This window comes from Campylobacter concisus (assembly GCF_902460415.1).
In the GTDB taxonomy this organism is placed as follows: domain Bacteria; phylum Campylobacterota; class Campylobacteria; order Campylobacterales; family Campylobacteraceae; genus Campylobacter_A; species Campylobacter_A concisus_Y.
This window is the reverse complement of the sequence record NZ_CABPTY010000001.1, coordinates 148,794-172,792: the sequence shown is the minus strand read 5'-3', so window position 1 is coordinate 172,792 and position 23,999 is coordinate 148,794. Positions and strand designations below refer to the sequence as shown.

The window sequence follows — 23,999 nt, the reverse complement described above, 5'->3', positions numbered from 1 at the left end:
GGCGAAGTCTTGCGCCAGATAGCAAATAAACTTATAAAAAATAAAGATGAATTATTGAGCTTAAATTTTAAAAATTTAAAGCTTATTGATATGAAAAAGGTTAGTCTAAAGACCGAGCTTATGTTTGAAATTTGCGAGTAAATTTTTAAAAAAATCGCATTTTTTGTTAAAAAAACGTAAAAAAGAGCTAAATTTAGGGAAAAAGTATTGTATTTTTTTTTAAAAGAGTGTAATATAGCCACATAACTTCTTAAAAGGATGGTTCATGAAAAAAGCTGAATTTATTCAAGCTGTTGCCGATAAGGCTGGTCTTTCAAAAAAAGATACTCTAAAAGTTGTTGATGCTACTTTGGAGACAATCCAAGCAGTTCTTGAAAAAGGCGATACAATTAGCTTTATAGGCTTTGGTACTTTTGGTACTGCTGACAGAGCTGCAAGAAAAGCTAGAGTTCCTGGAACTAAAAAAGTTATCGATGTTCCTGCTAGCAAAGCAGTTAAATTCAAAGTTGGCAAAAAACTTAAAGAAGCAGTTGCTGCTGGTGCTGCTAAAAAAGGTAAAAAGAAATAATTTCTTTTTAGGGGAGCAAGTCTCCCTTTTTTCTCTACTCACAAATCTAAAATTTCAATTTCAACTTGGCCCGAGTGGTGAAACTGGTAGACGCGTCAGACTCAAAATCTGATAAGGGCAACCTTGTGTCGGTTCGAGTCCGACCTCGGGCACCATTCATATACTTAAATAATTTCTAAATTTATCCGATATTAGTAGTAGTGTCTTTAAAAAAGGATTTAAAATGAACGTTGCATCTTTAAATAATAATCTCACAAGCGTGGAATATCAAGATATTAAAGCCAAAGATATATCAAAAATAACTCATACGCAAACTATTCATATCAGTGAAGCAGAACTTAAAGAGTATAACAAAAGACAGATAACGACAAAAATAGAAGAAATTTTAAAAGACTATTCACAAAATATCATTTCCAATAATAAAATTTTTACCCAAGAGCTTTCCCAAAACAATCATTTCAACAAAGATGCATACTTTAAAAACATAAAAGCCACCGACGAAAAAAGTATGCTAAATACGCTAAAAAGTGGCTATTTGAATAATACAAAATTTAAAAATTTAAACGAGAGTGCATATTCAAGTACACTAGCGACAAAATATGGAGATGTCGAAGTATTTTTGGATCTATATGATGATAATGATAAATTAGGCACTGGTAAATTAGAAAATAACCTATCACTTTTTAGCTTTGATAGCAACAATGACGGCATCCTAGACGCTTTCGATAAGCTATTTGACAAACTAAAAGCAAAAGGCTATGACAAAGATGGAAATGAGAAAATAGCAAAGCTAAGCGATCTTGTGCCTAGAATCGATCTAAGACAATTTATAAATACAAATATCATAAATCACAACCAAAAAGAAAGAGAAGAGCTCAATCACAAATCGATAATAACAAATAATCCTAATCTTTACGCGGATGTCAAAGATGTTGATCACAGACTTTCTTACTACTCATCAGATCCAAATACATTATTTTCAGCAGAAAACAGATATGAAAAAATGAGTAATGAAGATATAAATTCCTTTTTTAGCAAATATACGCAAAGCGATGGCTGGGTCGATTTAAGACACAATAAAATATTTGGCAAAGACAGCTCTTTTAAAAATTTTGCCTACACAAAAATAGGCTTTGACGATACAGCAAGACTTAGCGAGTTTAATCCAATAATAGAACCTAGCAAAAACCAAAAAATAGATGAAAATTTCTCTTACACAAACTATCAAAAAGATAGCTTTATGAAATTTTATAACGACTATATCAAAGAAGCTAACGCCTACAACAAAACCATAGATCAACTAGGTAAGAGTTTAAAAATTTTTGATGAAAACGCAAATGAATACATATCAAAGCTAGAAAATACAAAATCAGCCAAAATGATAGCCATGGAAAATGAATTTAGTAAAGCAACTGGGCTTGAGTTTAGTATGTCAAATTTAAAAAAGGTAAAACGAGCCTTTGCACTAAATGAAACCACAGCAGCTAGTGCCTTGCAAGATAGCGATAGTGTAATAGCCATGAAGCTAAATAAAGATGGTAGCATCAGACTAAAATTTGATAGTGGCAGAGAGTTAGATGTCAAAGAGCTGTACACTGACACTGGTAAGCTAAACACGCCAGGAAGTCGAAAGTTAAGTGTAAATTTAGATGCAAAAAGCATGAATAATGTGCAGCTAAATAGACTAAAATTTGATGAAATAGGCATACGCCAAGGCAAAGATATAGTCACTCTAAAAGATATCGGAGCGATAGCTATCGTAAATTTATCAGATAAATTTTCAAGTAAATTTTTAATCAGCCTAAGCAACACAAAAAGTATAACGTCGAGTGAAATTTATAATATCAGTTACCTTGAAAATGATCTAAAGTATAAAGAAAAGATGGATGAAAAGGATAAATTTTATAAAAAGATCAACGTGATGGCGTGATTTGCTTAGAAATTTTCCAAAAAGTTTATAGTAATTTAATCTTTTGGGTCCTATAATCAATCTTCCGTAAAAATTTAGATTTATAAAGAGAATGCTATGAACTTCACTCCACTTTTTGCAATTTTTTTCATAATCGCAACTGGTTTTTTTGCTAAAAAAGTCGGCATTGTTGAACAAAAGCACTCGATCCCATTTGTGGATTTTGTCCTTTGTTTTGCAATGCCTGCGCTAATCTTTGACAAAATTTATCACGTAAACGTCGATGTTTCGCTTATAAATACAATTTTAATTGGCTTTGGCTCAACAGCTATCAGTGCTGTCATGGCATTGGTACTTGGCAAGATCTTTAAATTTACTAAAGTAACAACTGTTAGTATGGTCATGCTAAGCCTTTTTGGTAATACCCTATTTGTCGGTATGCCTGTCATTCAAGGCTTCTTTGGCGATGCGATGGTAAATGAAGTCATCTTTTACGATCAAATAGCCACTGGTATCCCACTTTCGATCCTTGGCCCACTTATCCTCTCTTTTGCTGCACCAGAAAAGGTTTCTCTTTTTCAAAATACGATGAAAATTTTAAAATTTCCGCCATTTATCGCACTTATTATGGCTCTTATCTTAAAAGAAGTTCCTTTGCCAGAATTCATCTTTGCGCCACTTAGGATGTTTGAAGGTAGCGTTACTCCGGTAGCACTTTTTGCGATTGGTGTTGGACTTAACTTTAGCAGCATCACAAGCTCATATAAAGGCGTTAGCGTTGTGCTTTTGTGTAAGATGATCTTGCCAGCTATCGTATTTTTCATCATATTAAAATTTTCAGGTATCCAGATGAACAAAACTTGGGTCGTTGGTCTCTTTCAGTGCGCTATGCCAACATCAGCCCTTGCAAGTGCGATGGTCATAAAAGCTGGCCTTGATAGCTCGCTAGCCATCTCATCAGTGGCCATAGGCGTGCTTTTTTCATTTATCACGCTTCCAGTTATATATTTTGTATTTGCGTAAATTCACACTCACTTAACACTAAAGAGATAGTATTTCATCATATTTCATTTAAAGGAGACGTTATGAAGAAATTACTACTAGTTGCACTTGGTGCTATGTTTATGCTTGGTGGTCTTGCAAATGCTACTGAAATGATGAAAAAAGATGACATGGGCAAAGACGAGATGATGAAGAAAGAGCAGATGATGAAAGATGACATGGGCAAAAAACCCATGATAAAAAAAGACGAAATGAAAAAAGACGACATGGGTATGAAAAAAGACGAAATGAAAAAAGGCATGTAAAGGTGCTTAATGGTTAGAATTTTGCTCGTTGAAGATGATGAAATTTTACTTGATCTCATCAGTGAGTATCTAAGCGAAAATGGATATGAGGTCACTACTTCAGATAATGCCAAAGAAGCGCTTGATCTCGCCTACGAACAAAATTTTGACCTACTTATACTTGACGTCAAACTCCCACAAGGAGATGGCTTTTCACTTCTTTCTTCCTTAAGAGAGCTAGGTGTTAGCACACCTAGCATCTTTACCACCTCGCTAAATACCATAGACGATCTTGAAAAAGGCTACAAAAGTGGCTGCGACGACTATCTAAAAAAGCCATTTGAGCTAAAAGAACTACTCATACGTATACAAGCACTTCTAAAGAGAAATTTCTCACATCACAGTGGCGATGCGATCAAAATTTCAAGCGAATTTAGCTTTCATCCGCAGAGCAAGACACTAAGCAAAGATGGCAAAAATGTAAATATCTCAAGTAAAGAGAGCGACCTACTCGCGCTATTTTTGCAAAACAAAGGCAAAATTTTAACCAAAGATGAAATTTTTAATAAAATTTGGAAATTTGACGAGGAGCCAAGCGAGCTTAGCCTTCGTGTCTATATCAAAAATTTACGCCAAATTTTAGGCAAAGATGCCATTTTAAACAGGCGTGGAGACGGCTACATCTATGTCTGAAAAGACGCAAATTTTATTTAAAATTTTATCCCTTTATCTTGTTAGCTCTGTGATATTTTTAGGATATTTTTTCATACACGACTATAAAAACAAAAAAGAAGCGCTCATTTTAAACGAGGTGAAGTCTTTAAAAGAGATAAAGATGGGCATTTACATGAAAGCTAGAATGAATGGACTTGATTCAATTTCAAGTCTAACAAAAGAAAAAGGCGTGCATGCTTGCATCGTGCTAAAAAATGGCGAGAAAATTTATAAAGACTTTGACTGTCAAAAAATCGACAAAAGCAAAAATGTAAATTTGATCGGCGGCAAGGTCGCGATATTTGAAAAGATCCAGTACATGGACGACAACACCACAGATGAGCTCTCACACGCAGATATTTTTCTAGTTGGTAAAGATATCAAGGCTGAAATTTTATCTTTACAAATTTCAACCACGCTAAAGGCGCTCTTTTTCTTTTTTGCTCTGCTCTTTGTCGCCTTTTACCTAGCAAAACTAAGCCTAAGACCGCTTTATGAAAAGATAGATACGCTAAACCGCTTTATAAAAGACTCAACACACGAGATAAACACACCTCTAAGCGTCATCTCGATGAGCATAGAAACAGCCGATCTTGACAACCTAAATGAGCGAAATTTAAGGCGTTTTAACAATATCAGCCTTGCCGCAAAGAGCCTAAATAACATTTATGACGCGCTCGTTCATCTAAGCTTTAACCTAGACAAGCCTAGCAAAAAAGAGTTCATAGATCTAAATTTACTAACTACACAAAGGCTGAACTATTTCTCGCCATTTTTTGCCAAACGTGGACTTAAGATAGAGGCCAGCCTAAAGCCCAGCTTCATAAATGCAGACCTTGAGGATATGAGTAAAATTTTAGATAATCTCCTAAGCAATGCCGCAAAATACGCAGCGCAAAATTCAGAAGTACGCATCGTTTTAGAGCCAAATTTCTTTAGCATAGGCAATCTTGGGCTTGGTATCAGCAAAGAGCAACAGCTACAAATTTTTGATCGTTACACGAGATTTAACGACGATCAAGGCGGCTTTGGCATAGGACTAAGTCTAGTAAAAAGCTGCTGCATAAAAAATGGTATCGAAGTAAAGTGCCAAAGCGAACTTGGCAAAGAAACTACTTTTTCACTTTCTTGGAAAGACTAAAGTCAAAAATTCTCATATTAGATAATAAATTTTATTAAAAAAGATAATTTATAGCAAAAATTTATTTTTGATAAATTTTATTAATATTATAATCCTTTTACAAAATCTTAATCGAGGAGAAAAGTATGAAGTTACTAGAAAAATATGGGCTTTTCATAAATGGTGAGTGGCGCGACGCAAAAGACGGCGCTACCCTTGATGCTAAAAATCCAGCAAACGGCGATCACCTTGCAAAGATCGCAGATGCGACTGAAGAAGATGTAAATGACGCAGTTCGTGCTGCACGTGAGGCTTTTAAGAAATTTAAACACACTACAATTAGCGAGCGAGCAAAACTGCTAAACAAGATCGCTGACATCATCGATGAAAATAAAGAGCATTTAGCAAAAGTCGAGAGTATGGATAACGGCAAGCCGATCCGCGAAACGCTAAATGTTGATATTCCTTTTGCGGCAGAGCATTTTAGGTACTTTGCTGGCGTTATCATGGGCGAAGAAGGCAGCGCGAATGTGCTTGACGAAAAACAACTCTCTATCGTTTTACGCGAGCCACTAGGAGTTGTGGGTCAGATCGTGCCTTGGAATTTTCCATTTTTAATGGCGGCTTGGAAGTTAGCTCCAGTGATCGCAGCGGGCGATGCGAGCGTGTTTAAACCTTCAAGCGAGACAAGTCTAAGCGTGCTTGAGCTATTTAGGCTGATAGATAAAATTTTACCAAAAGGCCTTATTAACATCGTAACCGGCAGAGGCAGCAAGAGTGGCGAGTGGATCAAAAACCACCCAGGCCTTGATAAGCTAGCATTTACCGGCTCAACCGAGATCGGCCGCGATATCGCCATAGCTGCGGCTCGTCGTATCATCCCAGCCACACTTGAGCTTGGCGGAAAGAGCGCAAATATCTTCTTTAGCGACGCAAATTTAGACAAAGCGCTTGATGGCCTTCAGCTTGGAATTTTGTTTAACCAAGGTCAAGTTTGCTGCGCAGGATCTAGAATTTTCGTAGAAGAGAGCTTTTATGACAAATTTATAGAGGCTGCAGTTAAGAAATTTAGCACTATAAAAGTTGGCGATCCTCTAGATCCTAGCACTCAAATGGGCTCACAAATCAATAAAAAACAAGCTGAGCAAATTCTAGACTACGTCGAGATCGGCAAAAAAGAAGGTGCAAAAGTAGCAGTCGGCGGCAAAGCCTACACCGCAAATGGTTGCGACAAAGGTGCATTTGTCGAGCCAACACTACTAGTTGATGTGACAAACGACATGAGAGTAGCTCAGGAAGAAATTTTTGGTCCAGTTGGCGTTGTCATTAAATTTAAAGATGAAGCTGAGCTTATCAAAATGGTAAATGACAGCGAATACGGCCTTGGTGGTGGAATTTTCACGCAAGACATCACAAAAGCGCTAAGAGTTGCAAGGTCTATGGAGACTGGCAGGGTTTGGATCAACACTTATAATCAAATCCCAGCAGGAAGCCCATTTGGCGGATATAAAAACTCAGGTATCGGCCGTGAGACGCACAAGATCATACTTGAGCACTACACTCAGATGAAAAACATCATGATCGATCTTACTGGCAAGGTGAGCGGCTTTTACGCACAATGATTTTAGGGAGCTTAGGCTCCCTTCTGCTTTAAATTCCTTAAATTTTAAATATCTTTTACTAGGTTTTAACTTTATATATCGCTAGCATTACGCCAATATGGTACAGCTATACAAAAGTGTTTTCTTAACACTACATTTTTAAGCTTAATAGACTAAGATTTGGCACAAAGGAGAAAAATTGAGCGAGCAAATTTATATCATAGGCGATGTGCACGGCTGTTTTAACACACTTTTAGAGCTTATCAAGCAGTTTCCAGACAAAGAAAAATCACAAATTTGCTTTGTCGGAGATGTGATAGATCGGGGGCTTTTTAGTTGCGATGTAGTCGAGCTTATCATACAAAATAACTATAAAATGGTAATGGGAAATCATGAGCGCAGGCTGCTAAGTAATAAACTTGAATTTCTAAACAACAAAGTGCCATTTGACACGAGTTGGTTTTTCAACAATGGTGGCGTGGCGACATATGGATCATATCTTGGCCAAAGCGTGGGGTTCAAGCAAAGGCATATTGATTTTTTAGAACAAAGGCCAGTTTATCTGGAGTTTAAAGAGTGTAAAAACCAAAATGGCGAGTATTTGGTCGTTTCGCACTCGGCTGTTGGCAAATTTTGGACCTTAAGAGATGATGATAGTTCAAGAGATGAGTTTAGAAGGCATATACTATCAGGTAGAGGCGATATGATGCAAGTTGAAGGCATATTTAATGTCTATGGGCATACGCCAGTGCGTGAGGCTAAGCTCTATACAAATAGCGCCAATATCGATACGGGATGTGTTTTTAATGAAGAAGGATATGACAAGCTAAGTGCCTTAGAATTTCCATCGATGAAAATTTATACGCAAAAAAATGTTGAAAATTTTAATAAACAAGGATAAAAATGTGGTTTTCTAAAAAGAGCTCTAGCTTTGCAAGCAGAGTTGATAAATTTTGGAGCGAGTTTGGCAAAAATTTAGACGCCATCAAACAAAATTTAGAAGATAAAAATTTTGAAGCTGCAAGCAAAATGACCGAAGAGGCACTAAATTTATGTTTAGTTGATCCAACTTTTATGATAGGCCTTATTGATGGAAAGATCGATCTAGTACTCACTCCAGAAGGACTTAAACATAGGCTTTTGTGGCTTAAATTTATAAAATCGCGCATGCCAAAAGAGTATGAGGCAAAGCTTACTTGCACACTTGGTAAGCCACGTGCACCACGAAACGTCGCCACTATACAAATGTATGGCGTAAGCGTTGATGCAAATGAGGTCATGGTCTATGCAAAATTTAATGACAAAAGCGTAGATATGTGCCTATATAACGAGACTCTAAGTAAGCTTAAAAGCGAAGATGAAAATAAGGCATATATATTATCGCTCATACTTTGTGACAACGTAGTTGGTGAGATGATTATGATAAATATGCTTGGAGAGTTTGAGATAATAGACGAGCCAAGAGAAAAAGGCGTGCCACTGATCGACTTTGCCGATCTTATAGATGAGAAATTTGGCAAGGAAGCCTTAAACGAGCCGCTTAAGAATTTTATGGTCTATGAGCTAGAACCTCGTTCAAACAAGCTACGTGACGACGTTTTCACAGGATTTACATCTCTTAGCGAGCTACTAAACGAATACTACGACGGCGCAAGCGATACCTATAACGAAGCTTTTGAGCTTGGCATAAATTTTTGCTTTTTAGCCCTATCTCACGGTGGCGACATACAGTTTGGCGTTGATAGCAAAAACAAAATATCAGACGCGCTACATGAGAGTGAAATTTGCGAGATCATAGGTGAAGCAAATGGCGAGATGCGATCTTACATAGATCTTATCTGCTTTGACAAAGATGAACTAGATAAGGCTGTGAGTAAATTTAGCAAAGAGCTTGGTATAAAGATAGAAATTTGCGAATTTAAACGCTGATCCACATAAAATTTTACATAAAATAATACACACGCTAGCTGGTAAATTTATAAAGATATCCAGCTAGCGAAATATCAAATTTATCTTTTAAATTTTAAGCTATTTGAAAGATAAGCACAAAGCTTTAGCCCATATAAAAAGATGATCCACGAGATGTAGATCCAGACAAAGAAGAAAAGCACGGCCGAAAAAGAGCCATAAACGCTTAGATAGGTTTTGTTATAAAGGACGTAGTAGACAAAGGCTGACTTGCCAATATACCAAACGAGCGAAGCGGCAAATGAGCTAAAAAGTGCGCTTTTAAATCTGATCTCGTCATTTACTGAGATGAGATATGTGACACAAAATATCGCCCAAATGATGAGATATGGAAAGATGCTTAAAAAATTTATAGAGCTTGTAAACTCGTTTGAGTTTAACATCTCTTGAATGAGGCTTGAAAGATAAAAACTACCAGTAAGACCAAGTGGCGCGAGCGTGATAAGCGTCCAATACGAGCTAAGTGCTGACCAAAATCCTCTAGCCTTACTTGCACGTGTCACTTTCAAAACTACATACTCGTAGTCACTAAAAAACATAGCCGATGTAAATATCATCGCTACAAAGCCAACTATGCCCAAATTTCCGCTATTTTGTAAGAAATTTTGCAAGTAGTTTGAGATGATCTCTTGATTACTTGGCAAAAGAGCCGAGAAGATAAAGTCTTGAATTTTAGCGTAATAGCCCTCAAAACTAGGCAGTTTTGTAAAGATAGAAAACGATATAAGAAGTATCGGAATGATCGATAAAATCGTATGAAAACTAAGGCTTGAGGCGTAGTGAAAGAGCTCTTTGTCCTTAAGCGTTGGGAGTAAATTTAAAAACTCTTTTAAGCTTTGCTTACTTAAGGACAAACGGCTCATTTATCAGTTATCTTCTTCGAAAAGTTTTTCGTAGTGAGCGTCGTAGTTATTGATGTGCTCGCTATTTAGCTTCCAAAACACAGTGTCTATATCGCTAACTCTTGTATAAAATGGAAGTTGATAGTACTCAACCTCGCCGCTTTTAAATTCTTTTAGCACTTTAAAGCTTTGGCAATCAGCAAAAACGCTTCTACCATCCATCGCTACGAAAATTAGACCAGCTGCACTTTGAGCGCACATTTTTCTAAAGTCATCTCTGCTTGGATTTGGCTTGTATTCGTAGCTTAGATACGCTCCTATAATATCTGGGTGGATAAATATCATATTTGGAAACGCAGATGTGATCTCTTCGTAAATTTCTTTATTTGGCACGATAATTAATGAGCGGTTATAAAGATAGTTTAGCACGACCATATCGCCATTTGCAGGTGCAATGCCTGGAAGTGGGAGTGCCTTTTGCTCAAGCAGATCAAACACCTCAAATCTAATCTTAGCAAAGCCAGAATTTTTTGAGACAACACTAACTCTTGCGATGATAGAGCTATCAGTGTCAAATTTATGAAGCACAACGCCACTTGAGCCGATTAAAATTTCTGGACTATCAACTATCGTCGCTGTGCCATCACTATCGACGCTAATTATAGGAGTTCTATACTCATTTAAAGAAAAATCAGCCCCAAAAGCAAAGCCAAAAACTAGCGATAAAATCACAAATATACGTTTCAAAAATATCTCCTAAGTTTAAATTTTTAGAGCGATTATAGCCTAAAATGCTTTATCTTTTGCAAAATTAAAGCAAGTTTTAGTTAAAATCCCACCAGCTTTTTAAAAGGACATTAATGCCTCGTATTTTTATAATTTTTGCAATATTATCTATAAATTTATACGCTATAAAGCCAAGTGTCGACGAGCTTAGCTGGCCAAATGGAAGTAACTTCTTAAATTTCTTAGAGACAAACAAAATCCCACTTTCACTTTACTATAACTTAGCAACCGAAGATCAAGAGCTAACAGAAGAGATCATCGCTGGCACAAAGTATCAAATTTATAAAGATGACAACGGTAACACCAAACAGGTACTAATCCCTGTTAGTGACGAGCTTCAAATGCATATTTTTAGAGATGACAATGATAAATTTAAACTAGAATTTCTCCCCATCTCTTATCAAAGTGAGGATAAATTTTTAGCCTTAAAGGTGGACAAATCAGTCTCTGAAGACATTTTTGACTACACTGGCTCTGGCACTTTAGCTCTTGGCTTTAAAGAAATTTTTAAAGGAAGTGGCATTGATTTTAAAAAGATAAACAAAGGCGATACGATCGCTATCGTTTATAATCAAAAAATACGTATGGGCCGCTCTTTTGGTACTCCAGAAATCTATGCTGCGATGATAGAAACGAAAAATAAACGATATGTCATGTATAAATTTGAAGATAAATTTTATGATAAAAATGGCAAGAAGAATGATAAATTTTTATTAGTCCGCCCTCTTGCAAACGCCAGAATCACATCAGCTTTTACCCTAAAAAGATGGCACCCTATTCTCCAAAGATATAGAGCGCACCTTGGTGTTGACTACGGTGCTCCAAAAGGCACACCAATCAAAGCCGCAGGTGATGGCACGGTTAAATTTGTCGGACAAAAAAGCGGATATGGCAGAACCGTCATCATCTCTCACGCTGGTGGCTACGAGACACTTTATGCTCATCTAAATGGCTTTGCTAAAGGCATAAAAGGTGGTTTAAAAGTCAAGCAAGGTACGCTCATAGCCTACGTTGGTACAAGTGGTATGAGCACAGGACCGCACCTTCATTTTGGTCTTTATAGAGATAATAAGCCTATAAATCCAGAAAGTGCAATAAAGGTCGTTAAAAGCCTAGAAGACAAGAAAGAATCGGCTAAATTTAAAGCAGTTGTTAGCAAAAATGACGAGCTAATAAAAAATGCTTTAAATAATGAAAAAGAGTACCACAAAGTGGAATTTTTCCCTAATGTAATAGAATTTTAAAGGTAAAACTTGAGCCAAGAACTAGAAGAAGCAAAAGAGCTGATAGATCAGCATTTAGATGAAAATTTGGAAGATAATGAACTCTCACCTTACGAGCTAGCCCAACACCTAAAAACACTTAAAAAGCACGACGAAGAGCTTTTTGCTCACTATCTTGAAAAGCTAGATCCTGAAATTTTAGGTGATGTTGCTATCGAGCTACCTGATCACATGCTAAAAGATGTGATCGAACAACTTCCAGCTGAAAAAATCGTAGAAGCACTTGAGGAGCTAGAGAGCGATGATGCGACTGACTTGCTTCAATACATCGAGGATATCGACGAGGATAAAGCTAGAGAGCTCTTTAACGAGCTTGATAGAGAAAACCAAAATGAAATTTTAAGACTTAGAAGCTACGAAGAAGATAGAGCCGGTGCGCACATGCAAACAGAGCTTTTTTCGGCTCACCTTGAAGAAAAGCTTGGCAATGCAGTAGCAAGGCTTAGACGAGAAAAGCAAGAAGGTAAGTTAGAAAATATCTCTCAGCTTTTCATTATAGATAAAGACGGTGTTTTACAATATGCTATCCCACTTGAGGATCTTATACTTTTTGATTTTACAAAGACACTAAAGCAAAATATCGAGTCAGCACAGATCGATCACTACAAGCCACACGTTGCAAATGATATGGACCTTATGCAAAATGTCGCTGATATGGTACAAGATTATGACCTAAACGTTATTGCAGTTACTAGTAGCACTGGAATTTTACTTGGTCGTATCACATCTGATGACATCCACGACTACATTCAAGAGAGTGCAACTGAGCAAATTTATAACCTAGCCGGTGTTGATGACGAGTCAGAAGAGGACGATACGCTTTTTAAGGCTGGTCGTGGTCGTGCGGTTTGGCTTGGTGTAAATTTACTAACAGCTCTTTTTAGCTCATCTATAATCGGACTTTTTGACGAGACAATCGCAGCCTATGTCGCTCTTGCTGTTTTAATGCCAATAGTTGCATCAATGGGCGGAAATACCGGCACGCAAGCACTTGCTGTTACGGTTCGTCGTTTGGCACTTGGCGAGATCGAGTTTAAAGATGCCAAAAATGTTCTAAAACGTGAGGTTAGTATTTCACTCATAAATGGACTAATCTTTGGTGTGGTAATGGGCATAATCGCCTCTGTTTGGTTTGACAAAGGTATGCTTGGCGTTGTTATCGGACTTAGTATGGTTACGAATTTATTCTTTGCTGGCTTTTTTGGCACAATCATACCTTTGACGCTAAGGCGCTTTAATATAGATCCTGCAGTCGGCTCAGCCGTCATTCTTACTACTTTTACTGATGCGATAGGATTTTTTAGCTTTTTAGGACTTGCGAAATGGATACTACTATAACTAATTTAGAAATTCTGCCTCTTGGTGAGTCAAAATATTTAAAGCCATTTAAGATGAAATTTATGCAAAATGGTGTCCAAAGAGACTGGGACTGCGTAAAAGTGATGAATAGCGTTAGTATTTTTTTATATCACGAGCAAAAAGATGCCTTTTTGTTTGTAAAGCAGTTTCGTCCTGCTGTTTGGTACTCACAAGAAAAAGAAGGCATCAAAACAAATGAGCAAGGCTTTACTTACGAACTTTGCGCAGGTCTTATGGATAAAGGACCTAGCGAGGAGCAAACAGCTAGAGAAGAGGCGGTCGAAGAAGTGGGCTATGAGCTAAAAGAGATAGAGCGTATCACGATGACGTACGGTGCTTTTGGCTTTGGAGGCAACACACAAACTATGTTTTACGCAAAGATCGATGAGAACATGAAGGTAAATTCTGGCGGTGGTATCGACGGGGAGGATATCGAACTTGTTTTTATAAAACGAGAAGATATGATGAAATTTGCCTTTGATGAGAGCAAGGTCAAAGGTTTTGGGCTTATCTTTGCTTATTTGTGGTGGGAGAAATTTAAAAGCTAAAACGATATCTTTTTAATAAGCGCAAAAACAACGACTGCCACTAAAAAGATACCAACTAATATCACATAATCAGACATAATAAGCCTTTAAATTTAAGTTTTGGCTTATTGTAACCAAAATTTTAAATAAAGTAAGAACTTTATAACCGCATATATCATAAAATAACCAAAAAACACAAGGAGAAGATGATGAGCGAAAACGAAACTCTTTTTATAAACCGAGAATTAAGCTGGCTACGCTTTAATTCAAGGGTGCTCGCTCAGTGTGAAAAGGAAATCCCTTTACTTGAAAAGCTAAAATTTATAGCTATTTATATGACAAATCTAGACGAGTTTTATATGATAAGAGTCGCTGGCTTAAAGCAGCTTTTTGCAGCTGGAGCTACTACAAGCAGTGGCGATGGCATGAGCCCACTTGATCAGCTAAGAGAGATTAGAAAATATTTACAAAATGAGCAAAATTTAGTAGAAGATCACTATAAAAAAACAGTAAATGCTCTTAGCAAAGAGGGGCTTTTTATAAAAAATTATGATGAGCTTGATGATAGCTTAAAGCAAAAGTGCGACGAATACTTTTTCTCAAATATCTTGCCAGTCATCGTTCCTATCGCTGTCGATGCAACTCATCCATTTCCGCACCTAAACAACCTTAGCTTCTCTCTTGCAGTTAAGCTTGCCGATATTGAGCATCCAGAAATTTTAAAATACGGCATGATAAGAATTTCAAGAGTCTTACCACGTTTTACACAGCCAAGTAGCAATGTTTTTGTGCCGATTGAAACGATCGTACACCGCCACGCAGAAGAAATTTTTCCAGGGTATAAGCTACTTAGCTCGGCTGCTTTTAGAGTGACAAGAAACGCTGATATCGTCATCGAAGAAGAAGAGGCGGATGATTTTATGATGATACTTGAGCAAGGACTAAAGCTTCGCAGAAAAGGGGCTTTTGTTCGTATGCAAATTGATAAAAACGTAGATGCTGACATCTTGGACTTCTTAAATTTTCATATGAAAATTTTTCATAAAGATGTCTATTTTTCAAGTATCCCACTCACTCTTAGCTCGCTTTGGGAAATAGCTGGAAGTAAAAATTTTACCCACCTAGCAAATACACCTTACGTTCCAAAGACACTACCACCATTTGGCAATGGCATATCTGTATTTGACGCCATAGATAAAGAAGATGTGCTCTTAGTGCATCCATTTGAGAGTTTTGATCCAGTTGTAAGCTTTATCAAAGAAGCCAGCAAAGATCCAAAAGTCATATCTATTCGAATGACACTTTATAGAGTCGATAAAAGTTCACCAATAATTCAAAGCCTAATAGACGCCGCAAGTGATGGCAAACAAGTAACAGTAATGGTCGAGCTAAAAGCAAGGTTTGACGAGGAAAACAACCTGCACTGGGCAAAAGCACTTGAAGATGCCGGTGCGCACGTGATATACGGTATCACGGGCTTTAAAGTGCATGCAAAAGTTAGCCAGGTCATTCGCCAAATCGGCGATAAGCTTAAATTTTATATGCACTTTGGTACAGGCAACTACAACGGCAGTTCGGCAAAAATTTACACCGACGTGAGCCTATTTACGAGCGAAGAAGAATTTAGCCAAGATACGACTTCGTTTTTTCACATCCTCTCAGGATATAATAAAAATCGCCGTTTAAACGCTCTTAGTATGTCGCCTTTTCAGATAAAAGAGCGCATTATAGAAAAGATAAGAGTGGAGGCAAGTAAAGGAAGCGAAGGTAGAATCATCGCTAAAATGAACGCCCTAATTGATGAAGACGTGATAAATGAGCTTAGCAATGCCTCAAACGCAGGTGTGAAGATCGACCTTATAGTTCGTGGTGTGTGCGGACTAAGGCCTGGCATAAAAGGCAAAAGTGAAAATATAAAAATTCGCTCAATAATCGGCAAATACTTAGAGCACGCTAGAATTTTATATTTTAAACATGCTCAGCCAAAAATTTATATCTCAAGTGCTGACTGGATGCCGCGAAATCTAGAGCGTCGCTTGGAGCTTATGACTCCTATCTTTGAGCCAAGGCTTCAAGAGAGACTACTTGAAATTTTAGAGCTTCAGCTAAGTGATAATGACCTAGCTTTTGAGCTACAAAATAGCGGTGAATACGTAAAAGTAGCAAGAGGTGAAAATGAAAAAGTAATATCTTGCCACGAAGTTTTGGAAAATTATATATCTAAAATTTACAAATCCGTAAAAAAAGATACAGATAAAGCAAAAGCCGATATGCTCGCAAGTAAGCTCTTAAAAGAGAGCTAAAAATAAATTAAGCTTTTAGACCTAGTCTAAAAGCTATTTTTTAATCAGCATAAAAAGCACTAGCATTTGATTAAGTAAATATTATTAAAAATTTTAAATCCACAACAAAAAGCAAAATTCATAAACTTACTTGAGCACCTCAAAGCTAGCCAAATATTTCAAATTTTTTAAATAACTCTGGCTCATCTTTTACGATACCGCGCTTAACTAGATCAGCAACTACTTCGCGGTCACAATCCGTTTGCAACGGCCAGCCACGCGTATATCCCTCTAGCTCGTCCTTGCTCGTCGCATCTACGCAGAAATTTTCACCATCTATGAAAACATCACGCAATGCATCAATATTATTTGCCACACGCCAAAGTAGCATATATGGGTTTTCAAGGTGATTTTGCATATCCACAACGATAAGGAGTTTGAAAAATTCTCTAAATGTCAAAAGCTTGTCAAAAAGCTCTTTTACCACACAATCTTTTTCAAATTTCACCACACAAATAGGCGTTTTGGTATCCATTTTAAACTGCCTAAGCTCTTTTACATTTGGAGTAACGCTTTGAAATTTAGCCAAAAGCTCACCATCACTTAAAACCTTAGGGCTAAATTTACAAAAATTCTGCGTCGCATCTACGCCGAGTTTGCCACCAAAACACGAATTTGGACTAGCATGATCAAGCTGATCGCACACGCCTTGGCTTATTAGCACACTCTGGCTACCAAAACGATTTAAAACAAAGCTAGTAAATTCATCATAATCTTTAAGCTCAGGCGCATCGGCTCCAACAAAAATGGCATGTTTTACAAAGCTCATCTGCCCAACGCCCCAAAATGCGTGCATGGCCTGCTTTGCATGAGCTGGATAGAGCGTATTTATCTTGGCTAAGATTAGGTTGTGAAAAACGCCATTTTCAGGCATATTGTAGTCCAGTAGTTCAGGCACGGTCGTTCGCAAAAGTGGCAAAAAAATCCGCTCAGTCGCCCAGCCCATATATTTATCCTCAAGTGGTGGCTTTCCAACCACAGTCGCATGAAATACCGGCTCACGCTTGCTAGTTATCGCCGTTACATCCATCACTGGAAAAGGCTCGATAGGCGTATAAAAGCCAGTGTGATCGCCAAATGGGCCTTCAAGCTCGCTCTTAGTCGTATCCACAAAACCCTCTATCACGTAGTCTGCATCGTGCGGGACGTAAATTTCATTCGTTAAAGATTTTACGAGTTTGGCTGGCTCTTTGCGGATAAAACCATAAAGCAAAAGTTCAAAAACTCCCTTTGGAAGCGGCGCCTGTCCGCACCAAATATAAAGCGGATCGCCGCCAATGGCTACAGAGACTGGCATTTTTTTGCCTGCACGCTTGTACTCGTGAAAGAAATTTGCACCGTCTTTGTGGATCTGCCAGTGCATGCCAAGGTGATTTTTGTCATAAATTTGCAAGCGATACATACCTAAATTTTGTAAATTTCCGTCCAAGCTTTGCGTATAGACCTGCCCCATCGTAATAAATGCGCCACCATCATATGGCCATGTCTTTAGCGCAGGTAGACTCAAAAGATCAGCCTCCTCACCTATAAATTTTACCTGTTGGCACTCGCCCTCACCTTTTAGCCTTTTAGTAAAAATTTTTCTCATATTAAAAAGATAGGCTAAAAAATCAAGCTTTTCTTTGAAATTCTCTGGTTTTCTGGGCTTTAAAAGCTTTTCTATCTCGGCTGCGATCTCATCAGGCTTTAGCCCAAAGATAAGCTGAAGCGCACGTTTTGAGCCATAGATATTTGTAAGCACTGGGGCAAATTTACGCCCAGTTTTTTTGCAAACTGGATTTGTAAAAAGTAGCGCTTGCGAGCTCTCAAGCTTGACCTCGATATAGCTTGCATGCGCGATCTCAAGATCAATATCTGTTGGCTCGTCGATAACACGAAGTAGATTATTTTCTTTTAAAAGCTTGATGTAGTCCATATTTTTCCCTTAAATTTTTAAAGATGATAGCTAAAATTTGATAAAAAAGGCGATGCTAATATTTTATTGTTGCATACATAGACAGTTTGTACGTGTCTGTTTTTATCGCAAAGATAATAAATTTACGCTCTATCATCGCGGCTAAAGAAGTGGCGCAACAGCAGGCTAATGATTAAATTTATAGCTACTACAACAGCTCGCCAAATATCTCTTTGCAGTATTTCATAAAGCGTTCATTTAGCCTCACGCCTTCTATATTGGCGCTAATGATGCTATCCTCTACTTCAAAAACTATGGTTTTATCAGTGATAGTTACGCATTTGCAAGCGTTATAGCAAACGTCGCCATTACACTCTGCGTATATGCCGTTTATGTCGGAGTTTTCGTCGTCACCCTTTTTTAGTTTGATCGGTCTTTGAAAGATTATGTAGTTTTTGTAGTTATATTTGTCGTCTGCAAGACCGATCATATAGTAGTTGTCTTTACTATTTTTGGTAGCACTTATGGCTTTTGCTTTAAATTTTAACTCAAACACGCTTATGCCATCTCTTCAGCGCGTTTTAAAAGCTCTTTCGCCCCTTTTTCTATAAATTTATGCGCTAGCTCCTTGCCGACGCTTTGAAATTTATCCTTGCTGGTTTTTAAGCTATCTTTTATAAACTCGCTTCCATCAGGCAGACCAACGATCGCATCGATAGAAATTTCATCATTTTTTAGTCTTGCGCTTATGCCTATTGGCACTTGGCAGCCACCTTCTAAAACGCTTACAAAATCACGCTCTATTGTCGTTTCTATGACTGCATTTTCGTCATTTAGAAAATCAATCTGCTCTAAAATTTGCTTCTCGTCTCTAGCTTCTATCCCAAGAGCACCCTGCCCCATCGCAGGTATCATCTCATCAAAACCAAATGTGTAGATATGTGCCACTTCAGTCTTGATATTTAAGCGATTTATGCCAGCCATCGCCAAAATGATCGCGTCAAATTCACCCTCTTTTAGCTTTCTAAGTCTAGTTTGCACATTTCCACGAAGCGAGATAATCTCAAGATCAGGCCTCATGATAAGTAGCTGCATCTTACGGCGCAGACTCGTTGTACCAACCTTTGCGCCATGTGGTAAGTCACTAAATTTAGCAAATTTCTCACTTATCATCGCATCTCTTGTATCCTCGCGTGAGCAAATCGCTACAAGTTTAAGCCCTTTTGGAAAGACTACCGGCACGTCTTTTAGGCTATGCACCGCGATATCAGTCTCGCCTTTTAGCATGCTATCTTCAAGCTCTTTTGTAAAAAGCCCCTTACCGCCGATCTTCGCAAGTGGCGTGTCAAGTATCACATCGCCCTTTGTCTTCATACCCTCAAGTACGACCTTCACGCCCTTGTGCTGCGCCTCGATCCTAGCCTTGATATACTCGCTTTGCCAAAGCGCTAAGATACTCTTTCTAGTTGCTATTTTTATCTCTTTCATCATCTCTCCTAATTTACTCTTTTTGGCTCTTCTATAACCTCAACATCGATGATCTCACCATCATCTTTTTTAGCACTCTGCTCGCTAAAATTTTGGAATTTAAACTCCTGATAGCTCTCATTTTTCGCTGCATTTTTTTTAAAGACTAAAGAAAAAACGACTACGGCGATACCAAAAATATCTGTCAAAATCCCTGGTAAAAAGAGCAGCGCTCCGCCAAAACTAAATCCTAACTGACTAAATAGATTTCCGCCAAGAAAGCTCTTAAACGCCACTTGAGGCGAATTTAAGCTAGAAGATCCAGCATTTAAAAGAAGTGCAATGCCTACAAATCCAGAGACTAGCACCTCGAGAAAATAGTTTAAAAAGCCAAATTTATCAACAAAAAGATAGATAAATACCGCTTCTATCAAAAAAAATAAAAATGCGAAAAATCTCATAAGCTTTCTTTTATCTTTTTAAAGGCTTCGTTTGCACCAATTGTTTCTTTGCTTAAACCATCTCTTGTTATAAACTCAACCTTGCCATTTGCAAATTCTTTACCCACAAGCAGCGCATAAGGGAAGCCGATGAGTTCAAAATCATTCATCTTAACGCCAAATCTCTCGTTTCTATCATCAATGATAACACTAACGCCAGCTTTTTTAAGGCTCTCATAAAGCTCAAATGCAAATTCCACGCCCGCCTCATCTTTTAAATTTGAGATGATGATCTCCACGTCAAACGGCGCACACTCTTTTTTCCAGATGCAGCCCTTCTCATCGTGGCTAGCCTCTATCATCACAGCGATAAGCCTGCTTATGCCAATGCCGTAGCAGCCCATCAAAAATGGCTTAGCCTTACCGTTTTCATCAAGATATGTCGCATTCATCGCAGCTGAATATTTATCGCCTAGCTGAAAGATGTGACCGACTTCTATGCCCTTACTAAGTTTTAAATTTCCGCCGCAAACTGGGCATTTATCACCCTCTTTTACCTTTATAAGATCTTTAAATCTCTCTTTGTTAAATCCGCTAACGCTAACGCCAACAAAGTGGTAGTCCTTTTCGTTGGCACCACATATCATATTATTTGCGCCTTTTAGCTCGTTGTCTATGTAAAATTTTACATCTTTTAGCCCAACTGGTCCGCAAAATCCAGCCACAAGCCCAGCTTTTATAATCTCTTCTTCGCTAGCATCGACAAGCTCGAGCGCATTACAAGCATTTTGTGCCTTTGTCTCTTGAAGCTCGTCATCGCCTCTTACGAAAAAGACCACAACTTCTTCTTTGTCTTCATAAATAGCTTTTTTAATAACAGCTTTTATACAGTAAAACTCGCTAACTTTAAAAAACTCAGCCACACCTTTTATAGTCTTTGTATCTGGCGTTTTAAATTTAGCCGCGTCAGCCTCTGGTGCTTCAGCATCGGTTGTTCTAGCTTTTCTTCTAGCAGCCTCTATATTTGCAGCGTATTTGCAAGTCTCACAGCAAAGGATGTCATCTTCTCCGTTACTTGCAAGCACCATAAATTCTTTACTACCGCTACCGCCAATGGCTCCACTATCAGCCTCAACGGCTCTAAAATTTAGCCCCAGACGAGTGAAAATTTTACTATAAGTTGCCTCCATAAGGTCAAACTCACGCTTTAGATCCTCTTTGCTTGAGTGAAAGCTATAAGCATCTTTCATCGTAAATTCTCGCCCTCTTAACAAGCCAAAGCGTGGTCTTGCTTCGTCACGAAATTTAGTATTTATCTGGTATAAATTTAGCGGTAGCTGCTTGTAGCTAGTCACCTTGCCACGTACCAAAGCAACGGCCGCTTCCTCGTTTGTAGGGCTTATGACAAAGTCATTTTCTTTTCTATCTTTAAAGCGTAAAAGCTCCTTGCCAAAGACGTTATAGCGGCCACTTTGCTTCCAAAGCTCGCCTGAAGTAACCACGCTAAAGCTCACCTCTAGCGCACCAGCCTCATCCATCTCCTCTCGTGCGATACGAGAAATTTTCTCATGCATGATCTTTCCAAGCGGTAGATAGTTATAAAGACCAGAGCCTATCTGCTCGACAAATCCACCTCTTATTAAAAATTTATGACTTGGCAAAGATGCGTCTTTTGGTGCTTCTTTGGTCGTTGGTGCATAAAATTTACTAAATCTCATCTATATCTCCCACTTGAAAATTTTGCTCTTCTTTTATATCAAATAAAAATCTAACTCCATTTGAGAGCTCGCTAGATCTCTCCTCGTCCGCAAGACTTTTTAGTTTCATCGTTGGCTGGTGCAAAAATGCTTTAAAAACTTGATGAATGAGCTTTTGTGCCTCCTCATAATCACTATGCTTTAAATATCCTTTTTTTATCGCTTTTTCTAGCTCGTTTTTAGCGCAAATTTCAGCTTGTTTGCGGATCGATTTTATTAGTGGCACACTCATATCTTCTTTTAAAATTTTTAAAAATTCGCTTGTGCCTTGACCTACGATCGAATAAGCTTTTTGTGCTTGCTCCTCTCTTAGGGCTAAATTTTTCCTTACTATCTCCTCTAAACTATCAACCGTATAGACACTAATAAATTCTGTATTTATAAGATCAATATCCCTTGGTACGGCAATATCAAAAAAGTATCTGTGAAATTCTCTTGGTTCGATTATGGCGTTTGTGATGATAGCGTGTGGGGCTGCGGTGCTTGAAAATATTAGATCGTAATTATTTACATACTCTTTTAATTTTAAAATGCTATCCCAGCTAGCGTTATCTCCTAGACTATCAACTAGCTGCTCAACACGCTCGGAGCTTCTATTTATGATGATGACTTCTGCACCACTTGAGATTAGGTGTTTTGCTGCCAGCTCGCCCATCTCGCCAGCTCCTACGACGATAGCAGTTTTTCCTTCAAGCGTACCAAAAATTTCTTTTGCTTTTGCCACAGCCACACTTGAAACGGAGATCGGGTTTTTAGAAATTTGAGTTTCGTTTCTAACTTTAGCAGCACATTTACATGCATAGTGGATGATTTTACTGATTTGTTTGCCGCAAGCTGAGCTATCGTAAGCAAATTTAAAAGCATTTTTTAGCTGGCCAACGATCTGCGTTTCGCCGACGACTAGGCTATCAAGCGAGCTTGCCACGGCAAAGAGGTGGTGCACGGCTCCGCTATCTTCATAAATATCAGCCCTCTCATAAAGCTCATCTTCAAAAACACCTGAAAATACAGACATGCACCTAAATGCATGCGTCGTTGCACTTTCTAGATCACTAACGCTTGCAATTATCTCAACGCGGTTGCATGTATTTAAAACCATGCATTCGTTTATGCTTTTGTTTGATCTTAGTAGTTTTAAAATTTGCTCTTTTTTCTCATCGCTATCAAATGCAAGCTTTTCTCTAACTGAAATATCAGTATTTTTATATGTAAAACTTATATCTAAATAGTGCATTAAAATTCCCTATCTATCATGCTTTTTATGATCCCCTCAAGCTCGGCATTTTTATACTCTTTTATCGATTCTATCGCTTCAGTCCCAAGCCTTTTTGCCTCGCTTACAGCCTTGCTAAGTGAGCTAGTTTTATCAAAATTTTCTTTTAGCCATGAAATTTCGTCCGCGTTTAACTTCTTTGCCCAAAGCGATCTAAGCTTTGTTTTACCAGCCTCGTCCAGGCTCTTATAAAGATATATGTAAGGAAGCGTTGTTTTGCCCTCGACAAAGTCGTTAAGCGCTGGTTTACCAAGCGTTTTTTCATCTTGAGTGATGTCTAAGATATCATCAACGATCTGAAATGCAAGGCCTAAATTTTTGCCATAAATTCCAAATTTCTCACTATCTTTGCCAGCTAGCTTCGCCCCACAAATAGCCGTAGCTTCTATCAAAACAGCTGTTTTATAGTAGATCATTTTCAGGTATTCTTGCTCGTTTTCATTAAAATTTTCAGCCATTTTTACATCCATCATCTCGCCGACACTTAGCTTACTGACCGCATCTGAGATGATAGCTGCGATGTTTGGGTCAAATTTTGTAAGCTCAAAATAAGCCTTTGAGTAGAGGATGTCGCCTAGCATGACTGAGTTTTTACTGCCAAAAAGTGCGTTTATGCTTGGTTTGCCGCGTCTTATATTTGCCTCGTCTATGACGTCGTCGTGAAGCAAACTTGCAAGGTGGATGAGCTCGATGATAGCGCAAAGTTTAAGTGAAATTTCGCTCTCGCCCGCGATCTTTAAAAGAAGTTTTGAGCGTAGCTTCTTGCCTGAGCTTATCTTTAAAAACATCTCAAACGCCTCTTTGTAGCCAAGCTCGCTTATAAATTTACCCATTATTTCATCGATTTTATCCATTTTTATCCT

At 38.1% G+C, this 23,999-nt stretch carries 22 protein-coding genes and 1 tRNA gene; 14 read left to right on the top strand and 9 right to left on the bottom strand.

Going from position 1 to position 23,999, the window contains the following annotated elements; genetic code table 11:
- Window positions 1–265 precede the first annotated feature (265 nt).
- The 10 genes from FZ940_RS00890 (at window position 266) to FZ940_RS00845 (ending at window position 9,127) form a co-directional block, all read left to right on the top strand.
- Window positions 266–568, top strand: a complete 303-nt coding sequence (locus tag FZ940_RS00890; RefSeq protein WP_012001719.1) for an HU family DNA-binding protein — start codon at window positions 266–268, stop codon at window positions 566–568.
- Window positions 569–636: 68 nt separating this feature from the next.
- A tRNA-Leu gene (locus FZ940_RS00885) sits at window positions 637–723 on the top strand.
- A gap of 68 nt (window positions 724–791) precedes the next feature.
- Window positions 792–2,498, top strand: a complete 1,707-nt coding sequence (locus FZ940_RS00880; protein ID WP_262367573.1) for a response regulator — start codon at window positions 792–794, stop codon at window positions 2,496–2,498.
- Between the two features lie 96 nt (window positions 2,499–2,594).
- Entirely contained in the window at window positions 2,595–3,500 is a 906-nt protein-coding gene (locus FZ940_RS00875; RefSeq protein ID WP_085657464.1) for an AEC family transporter, read from the top strand.
- A 62-nt stretch (window positions 3,501–3,562) separates the two neighbouring features.
- Complete coding sequence (locus FZ940_RS00870; protein WP_148821158.1) at window positions 3,563–3,784, top strand: pyruvate kinase; 222 nt, start codon at window positions 3,563–3,565, stop codon at window positions 3,782–3,784.
- 9 nt (window positions 3,785–3,793) lie between these two features.
- Window positions 3,794–4,456 carry a response regulator transcription factor gene (locus FZ940_RS00865; RefSeq protein WP_148821157.1) on the top strand — a complete coding sequence of 221 codons (663 nt, stop codon included), beginning with the start codon at window positions 3,794–3,796 and terminating at the stop codon, window positions 4,454–4,456.
- Window positions 4,449–5,618: a sensor histidine kinase gene (locus tag FZ940_RS00860; RefSeq protein ID WP_148821156.1), complete on the top strand. Its 1,170-nt coding sequence runs from the start codon at window positions 4,449–4,451 to the stop codon at window positions 5,616–5,618. Before FZ940_RS00865 ends, FZ940_RS00860 begins: the two co-directional genes overlap by 8 nt.
- 125 nt (window positions 5,619–5,743) lie before the next feature.
- On the top strand, window positions 5,744–7,219 hold the full coding sequence (locus FZ940_RS00855) for an aldehyde dehydrogenase family protein (RefSeq protein WP_148821155.1): 1,476 nt from the start codon (window positions 5,744–5,746) through the stop codon (window positions 7,217–7,219).
- 178 nt (window positions 7,220–7,397) lie between these two features.
- Complete coding sequence (locus FZ940_RS00850; RefSeq protein WP_148821154.1) at window positions 7,398–8,099, top strand: metallophosphoesterase; 702 nt, start codon at window positions 7,398–7,400, stop codon at window positions 8,097–8,099.
- 2 nt (window positions 8,100–8,101) lie between these two features.
- Window positions 8,102–9,127 carry a hypothetical protein gene (locus FZ940_RS00845; protein ID WP_148821153.1) on the top strand — a complete coding sequence of 342 codons (1,026 nt, stop codon included), beginning with the start codon at window positions 8,102–8,104 and terminating at the stop codon, window positions 9,125–9,127.
- 80 nt (window positions 9,128–9,207) lie between these two features.
- Here the strand turns inward: FZ940_RS00845 and FZ940_RS00840 are convergent, their stop codons facing one another.
- The gene (locus FZ940_RS00840; protein WP_148821152.1) at window positions 9,208–10,029 is read right to left on the bottom strand and encodes a YihY family inner membrane protein; all 822 of its coding nucleotides are present in this window, start codon (window positions 10,027–10,029) and stop codon (window positions 9,208–9,210) included.
- Window positions 10,030–10,032: 3 nt separating this feature from the next.
- Window positions 10,033–10,755, bottom strand: coding sequence for a plasminogen-binding N-terminal domain-containing protein (locus FZ940_RS00835; RefSeq protein ID WP_148821151.1), 723 nt, complete (start codon window positions 10,753–10,755; stop codon window positions 10,033–10,035).
- Window positions 10,756–10,868: 113 nt separating this feature from the next.
- On the opposite strand from FZ940_RS00835, the gene FZ940_RS00830 reads away from it, so the two are divergent.
- The 4 genes from FZ940_RS00830 (at window position 10,869) to FZ940_RS00815 (ending at window position 16,266) form a co-directional block, all read left to right on the top strand.
- Window positions 10,869–12,038, top strand: a complete 1,170-nt coding sequence (locus FZ940_RS00830; protein WP_072594959.1) for a peptidoglycan DD-metalloendopeptidase family protein — start codon at window positions 10,869–10,871, stop codon at window positions 12,036–12,038.
- Between the two features lie 9 nt (window positions 12,039–12,047).
- Entirely contained in the window at window positions 12,048–13,415 is a 1,368-nt protein-coding gene (gene mgtE, locus FZ940_RS00825) for a magnesium transporter (protein WP_148821150.1), read from the top strand.
- Entirely contained in the window at window positions 13,400–13,984 is a 585-nt protein-coding gene (locus tag FZ940_RS00820) for an NUDIX domain-containing protein (protein ID WP_148821149.1), read from the top strand. The genes mgtE and FZ940_RS00820 overlap by 16 nt, the downstream gene beginning before the upstream one ends.
- A 161-nt stretch (window positions 13,985–14,145) precedes the next feature.
- Window positions 14,146–16,266: an RNA degradosome polyphosphate kinase gene (locus FZ940_RS00815; protein WP_258033578.1), complete on the top strand. Its 2,121-nt coding sequence runs from the start codon at window positions 14,146–14,148 to the stop codon at window positions 16,264–16,266.
- A gap of 145 nt (window positions 16,267–16,411) precedes the next feature.
- Here FZ940_RS00815 and FZ940_RS00810 read toward each other — a convergent pair whose 3' ends face one another.
- The 7 genes from FZ940_RS00810 to FZ940_RS00780 all read right to left on the bottom strand — a co-directional run bounded on the left by FZ940_RS00810 (window position 16,412) and on the right by FZ940_RS00780 (window position 23,990).
- Window positions 16,412–18,220 carry a menaquinone biosynthesis decarboxylase gene (locus FZ940_RS00810; RefSeq protein ID WP_103600128.1) on the bottom strand — a complete coding sequence of 603 codons (1,809 nt, stop codon included), beginning with the start codon at window positions 18,218–18,220 and terminating at the stop codon, window positions 16,412–16,414.
- A 187-nt stretch (window positions 18,221–18,407) separates the two neighbouring features.
- Window positions 18,408–18,755 carry an Imm10 family immunity protein gene (locus tag FZ940_RS00805; RefSeq protein WP_148821148.1) on the bottom strand — a complete coding sequence of 116 codons (348 nt, stop codon included), beginning with the start codon at window positions 18,753–18,755 and terminating at the stop codon, window positions 18,408–18,410.
- A gap of 2 nt (window positions 18,756–18,757) precedes the next feature.
- Window positions 18,758–19,687, bottom strand: coding sequence for a hydroxymethylbilane synthase (hemC, locus tag FZ940_RS00800; protein WP_148821147.1), 930 nt, complete (start codon window positions 19,685–19,687; stop codon window positions 18,758–18,760).
- 8 nt (window positions 19,688–19,695) lie between these two features.
- Window positions 19,696–20,127, bottom strand: a complete 432-nt coding sequence (locus tag FZ940_RS00795; protein WP_148821146.1) for an FxsA family protein — start codon at window positions 20,125–20,127, stop codon at window positions 19,696–19,698.
- Window positions 20,124–21,824 carry a proline--tRNA ligase gene (locus tag FZ940_RS00790; protein WP_148821145.1) on the bottom strand — a complete coding sequence of 567 codons (1,701 nt, stop codon included), beginning with the start codon at window positions 21,822–21,824 and terminating at the stop codon, window positions 20,124–20,126. The genes FZ940_RS00795 and FZ940_RS00790 overlap by 4 nt, the downstream gene beginning before the upstream one ends.
- A complete protein-coding gene (gene hemA, locus FZ940_RS00785; RefSeq protein WP_148821144.1) occupies window positions 21,814–23,097 on the bottom strand; it encodes a glutamyl-tRNA reductase in 1,284 nt (427 codons plus the stop codon). The genes FZ940_RS00790 and hemA overlap by 11 nt, the downstream gene beginning before the upstream one ends.
- Window positions 23,097–23,990 carry a polyprenyl synthetase family protein gene (locus tag FZ940_RS00780; protein WP_148821568.1) on the bottom strand — a complete coding sequence of 298 codons (894 nt, stop codon included), beginning with the start codon at window positions 23,988–23,990 and terminating at the stop codon, window positions 23,097–23,099. The genes hemA and FZ940_RS00780 overlap by 1 nt, the downstream gene beginning before the upstream one ends.
- Window positions 23,991–23,999: the final 9 nt, after the last annotated feature.

Bases quoted from the DNA above. Each gene is read 5' to 3' on its own strand.
- FZ940_RS00890 (WP_012001719.1), top strand. From the start codon at position 266: ATGAAAAAAGCTGAATTTATTCAAGCTGTTGCCGATAAGGCTGGTCTT.
- FZ940_RS00880 (WP_262367573.1), top strand. From the start codon at position 792: ATGAACGTTGCATCTTTAAATAATAATCTCACAAGCGTGGAATATCAA.
- FZ940_RS00875 (WP_085657464.1), top strand. From the start codon at position 2,595: ATGAACTTCACTCCACTTTTTGCAATTTTTTTCATAATCGCAACTGGT.
- FZ940_RS00870 (WP_148821158.1), top strand. From the start codon at position 3,563: ATGAAGAAATTACTACTAGTTGCACTTGGTGCTATGTTTATGCTTGGT.
- FZ940_RS00865 (WP_148821157.1), top strand. From the start codon at position 3,794: ATGGTTAGAATTTTGCTCGTTGAAGATGATGAAATTTTACTTGATCTC.
- FZ940_RS00860 (WP_148821156.1), top strand. From the start codon at position 4,449: ATGTCTGAAAAGACGCAAATTTTATTTAAAATTTTATCCCTTTATCTT.
- FZ940_RS00855 (WP_148821155.1), top strand. From the start codon at position 5,744: ATGAAGTTACTAGAAAAATATGGGCTTTTCATAAATGGTGAGTGGCGC.
- FZ940_RS00845 (WP_148821153.1), top strand. From the start codon at position 8,102: ATGTGGTTTTCTAAAAAGAGCTCTAGCTTTGCAAGCAGAGTTGATAAA.
- FZ940_RS00840 (WP_148821152.1), bottom strand. From the start codon at position 10,029: ATGAGCCGTTTGTCCTTAAGTAAGCAAAGCTTAAAAGAGTTTTTAAAT.
- FZ940_RS00830 (WP_072594959.1), top strand. From the start codon at position 10,869: ATGCCTCGTATTTTTATAATTTTTGCAATATTATCTATAAATTTATAC.
- FZ940_RS00820 (WP_148821149.1), top strand. From the start codon at position 13,400: ATGGATACTACTATAACTAATTTAGAAATTCTGCCTCTTGGTGAGTCA.
- FZ940_RS00810 (WP_103600128.1), bottom strand. From the start codon at position 18,220: ATGGACTACATCAAGCTTTTAAAAGAAAATAATCTACTTCGTGTTATC.
- hemC (WP_148821147.1), bottom strand. From the start codon at position 19,687: ATGAAAGAGATAAAAATAGCAACTAGAAAGAGTATCTTAGCGCTTTGG.
- FZ940_RS00795 (WP_148821146.1), bottom strand. From the start codon at position 20,127: ATGAGATTTTTCGCATTTTTATTTTTTTTGATAGAAGCGGTATTTATC.
- FZ940_RS00790 (WP_148821145.1), bottom strand. From the start codon at position 21,824: ATGAGATTTAGTAAATTTTATGCACCAACGACCAAAGAAGCACCAAAA.
- hemA (WP_148821144.1), bottom strand. From the start codon at position 23,097: ATGCACTATTTAGATATAAGTTTTACATATAAAAATACTGATATTTCA.
- FZ940_RS00780 (WP_148821568.1), bottom strand. From the start codon at position 23,990: ATGGATAAAATCGATGAAATAATGGGTAAATTTATAAGCGAGCTTGGC.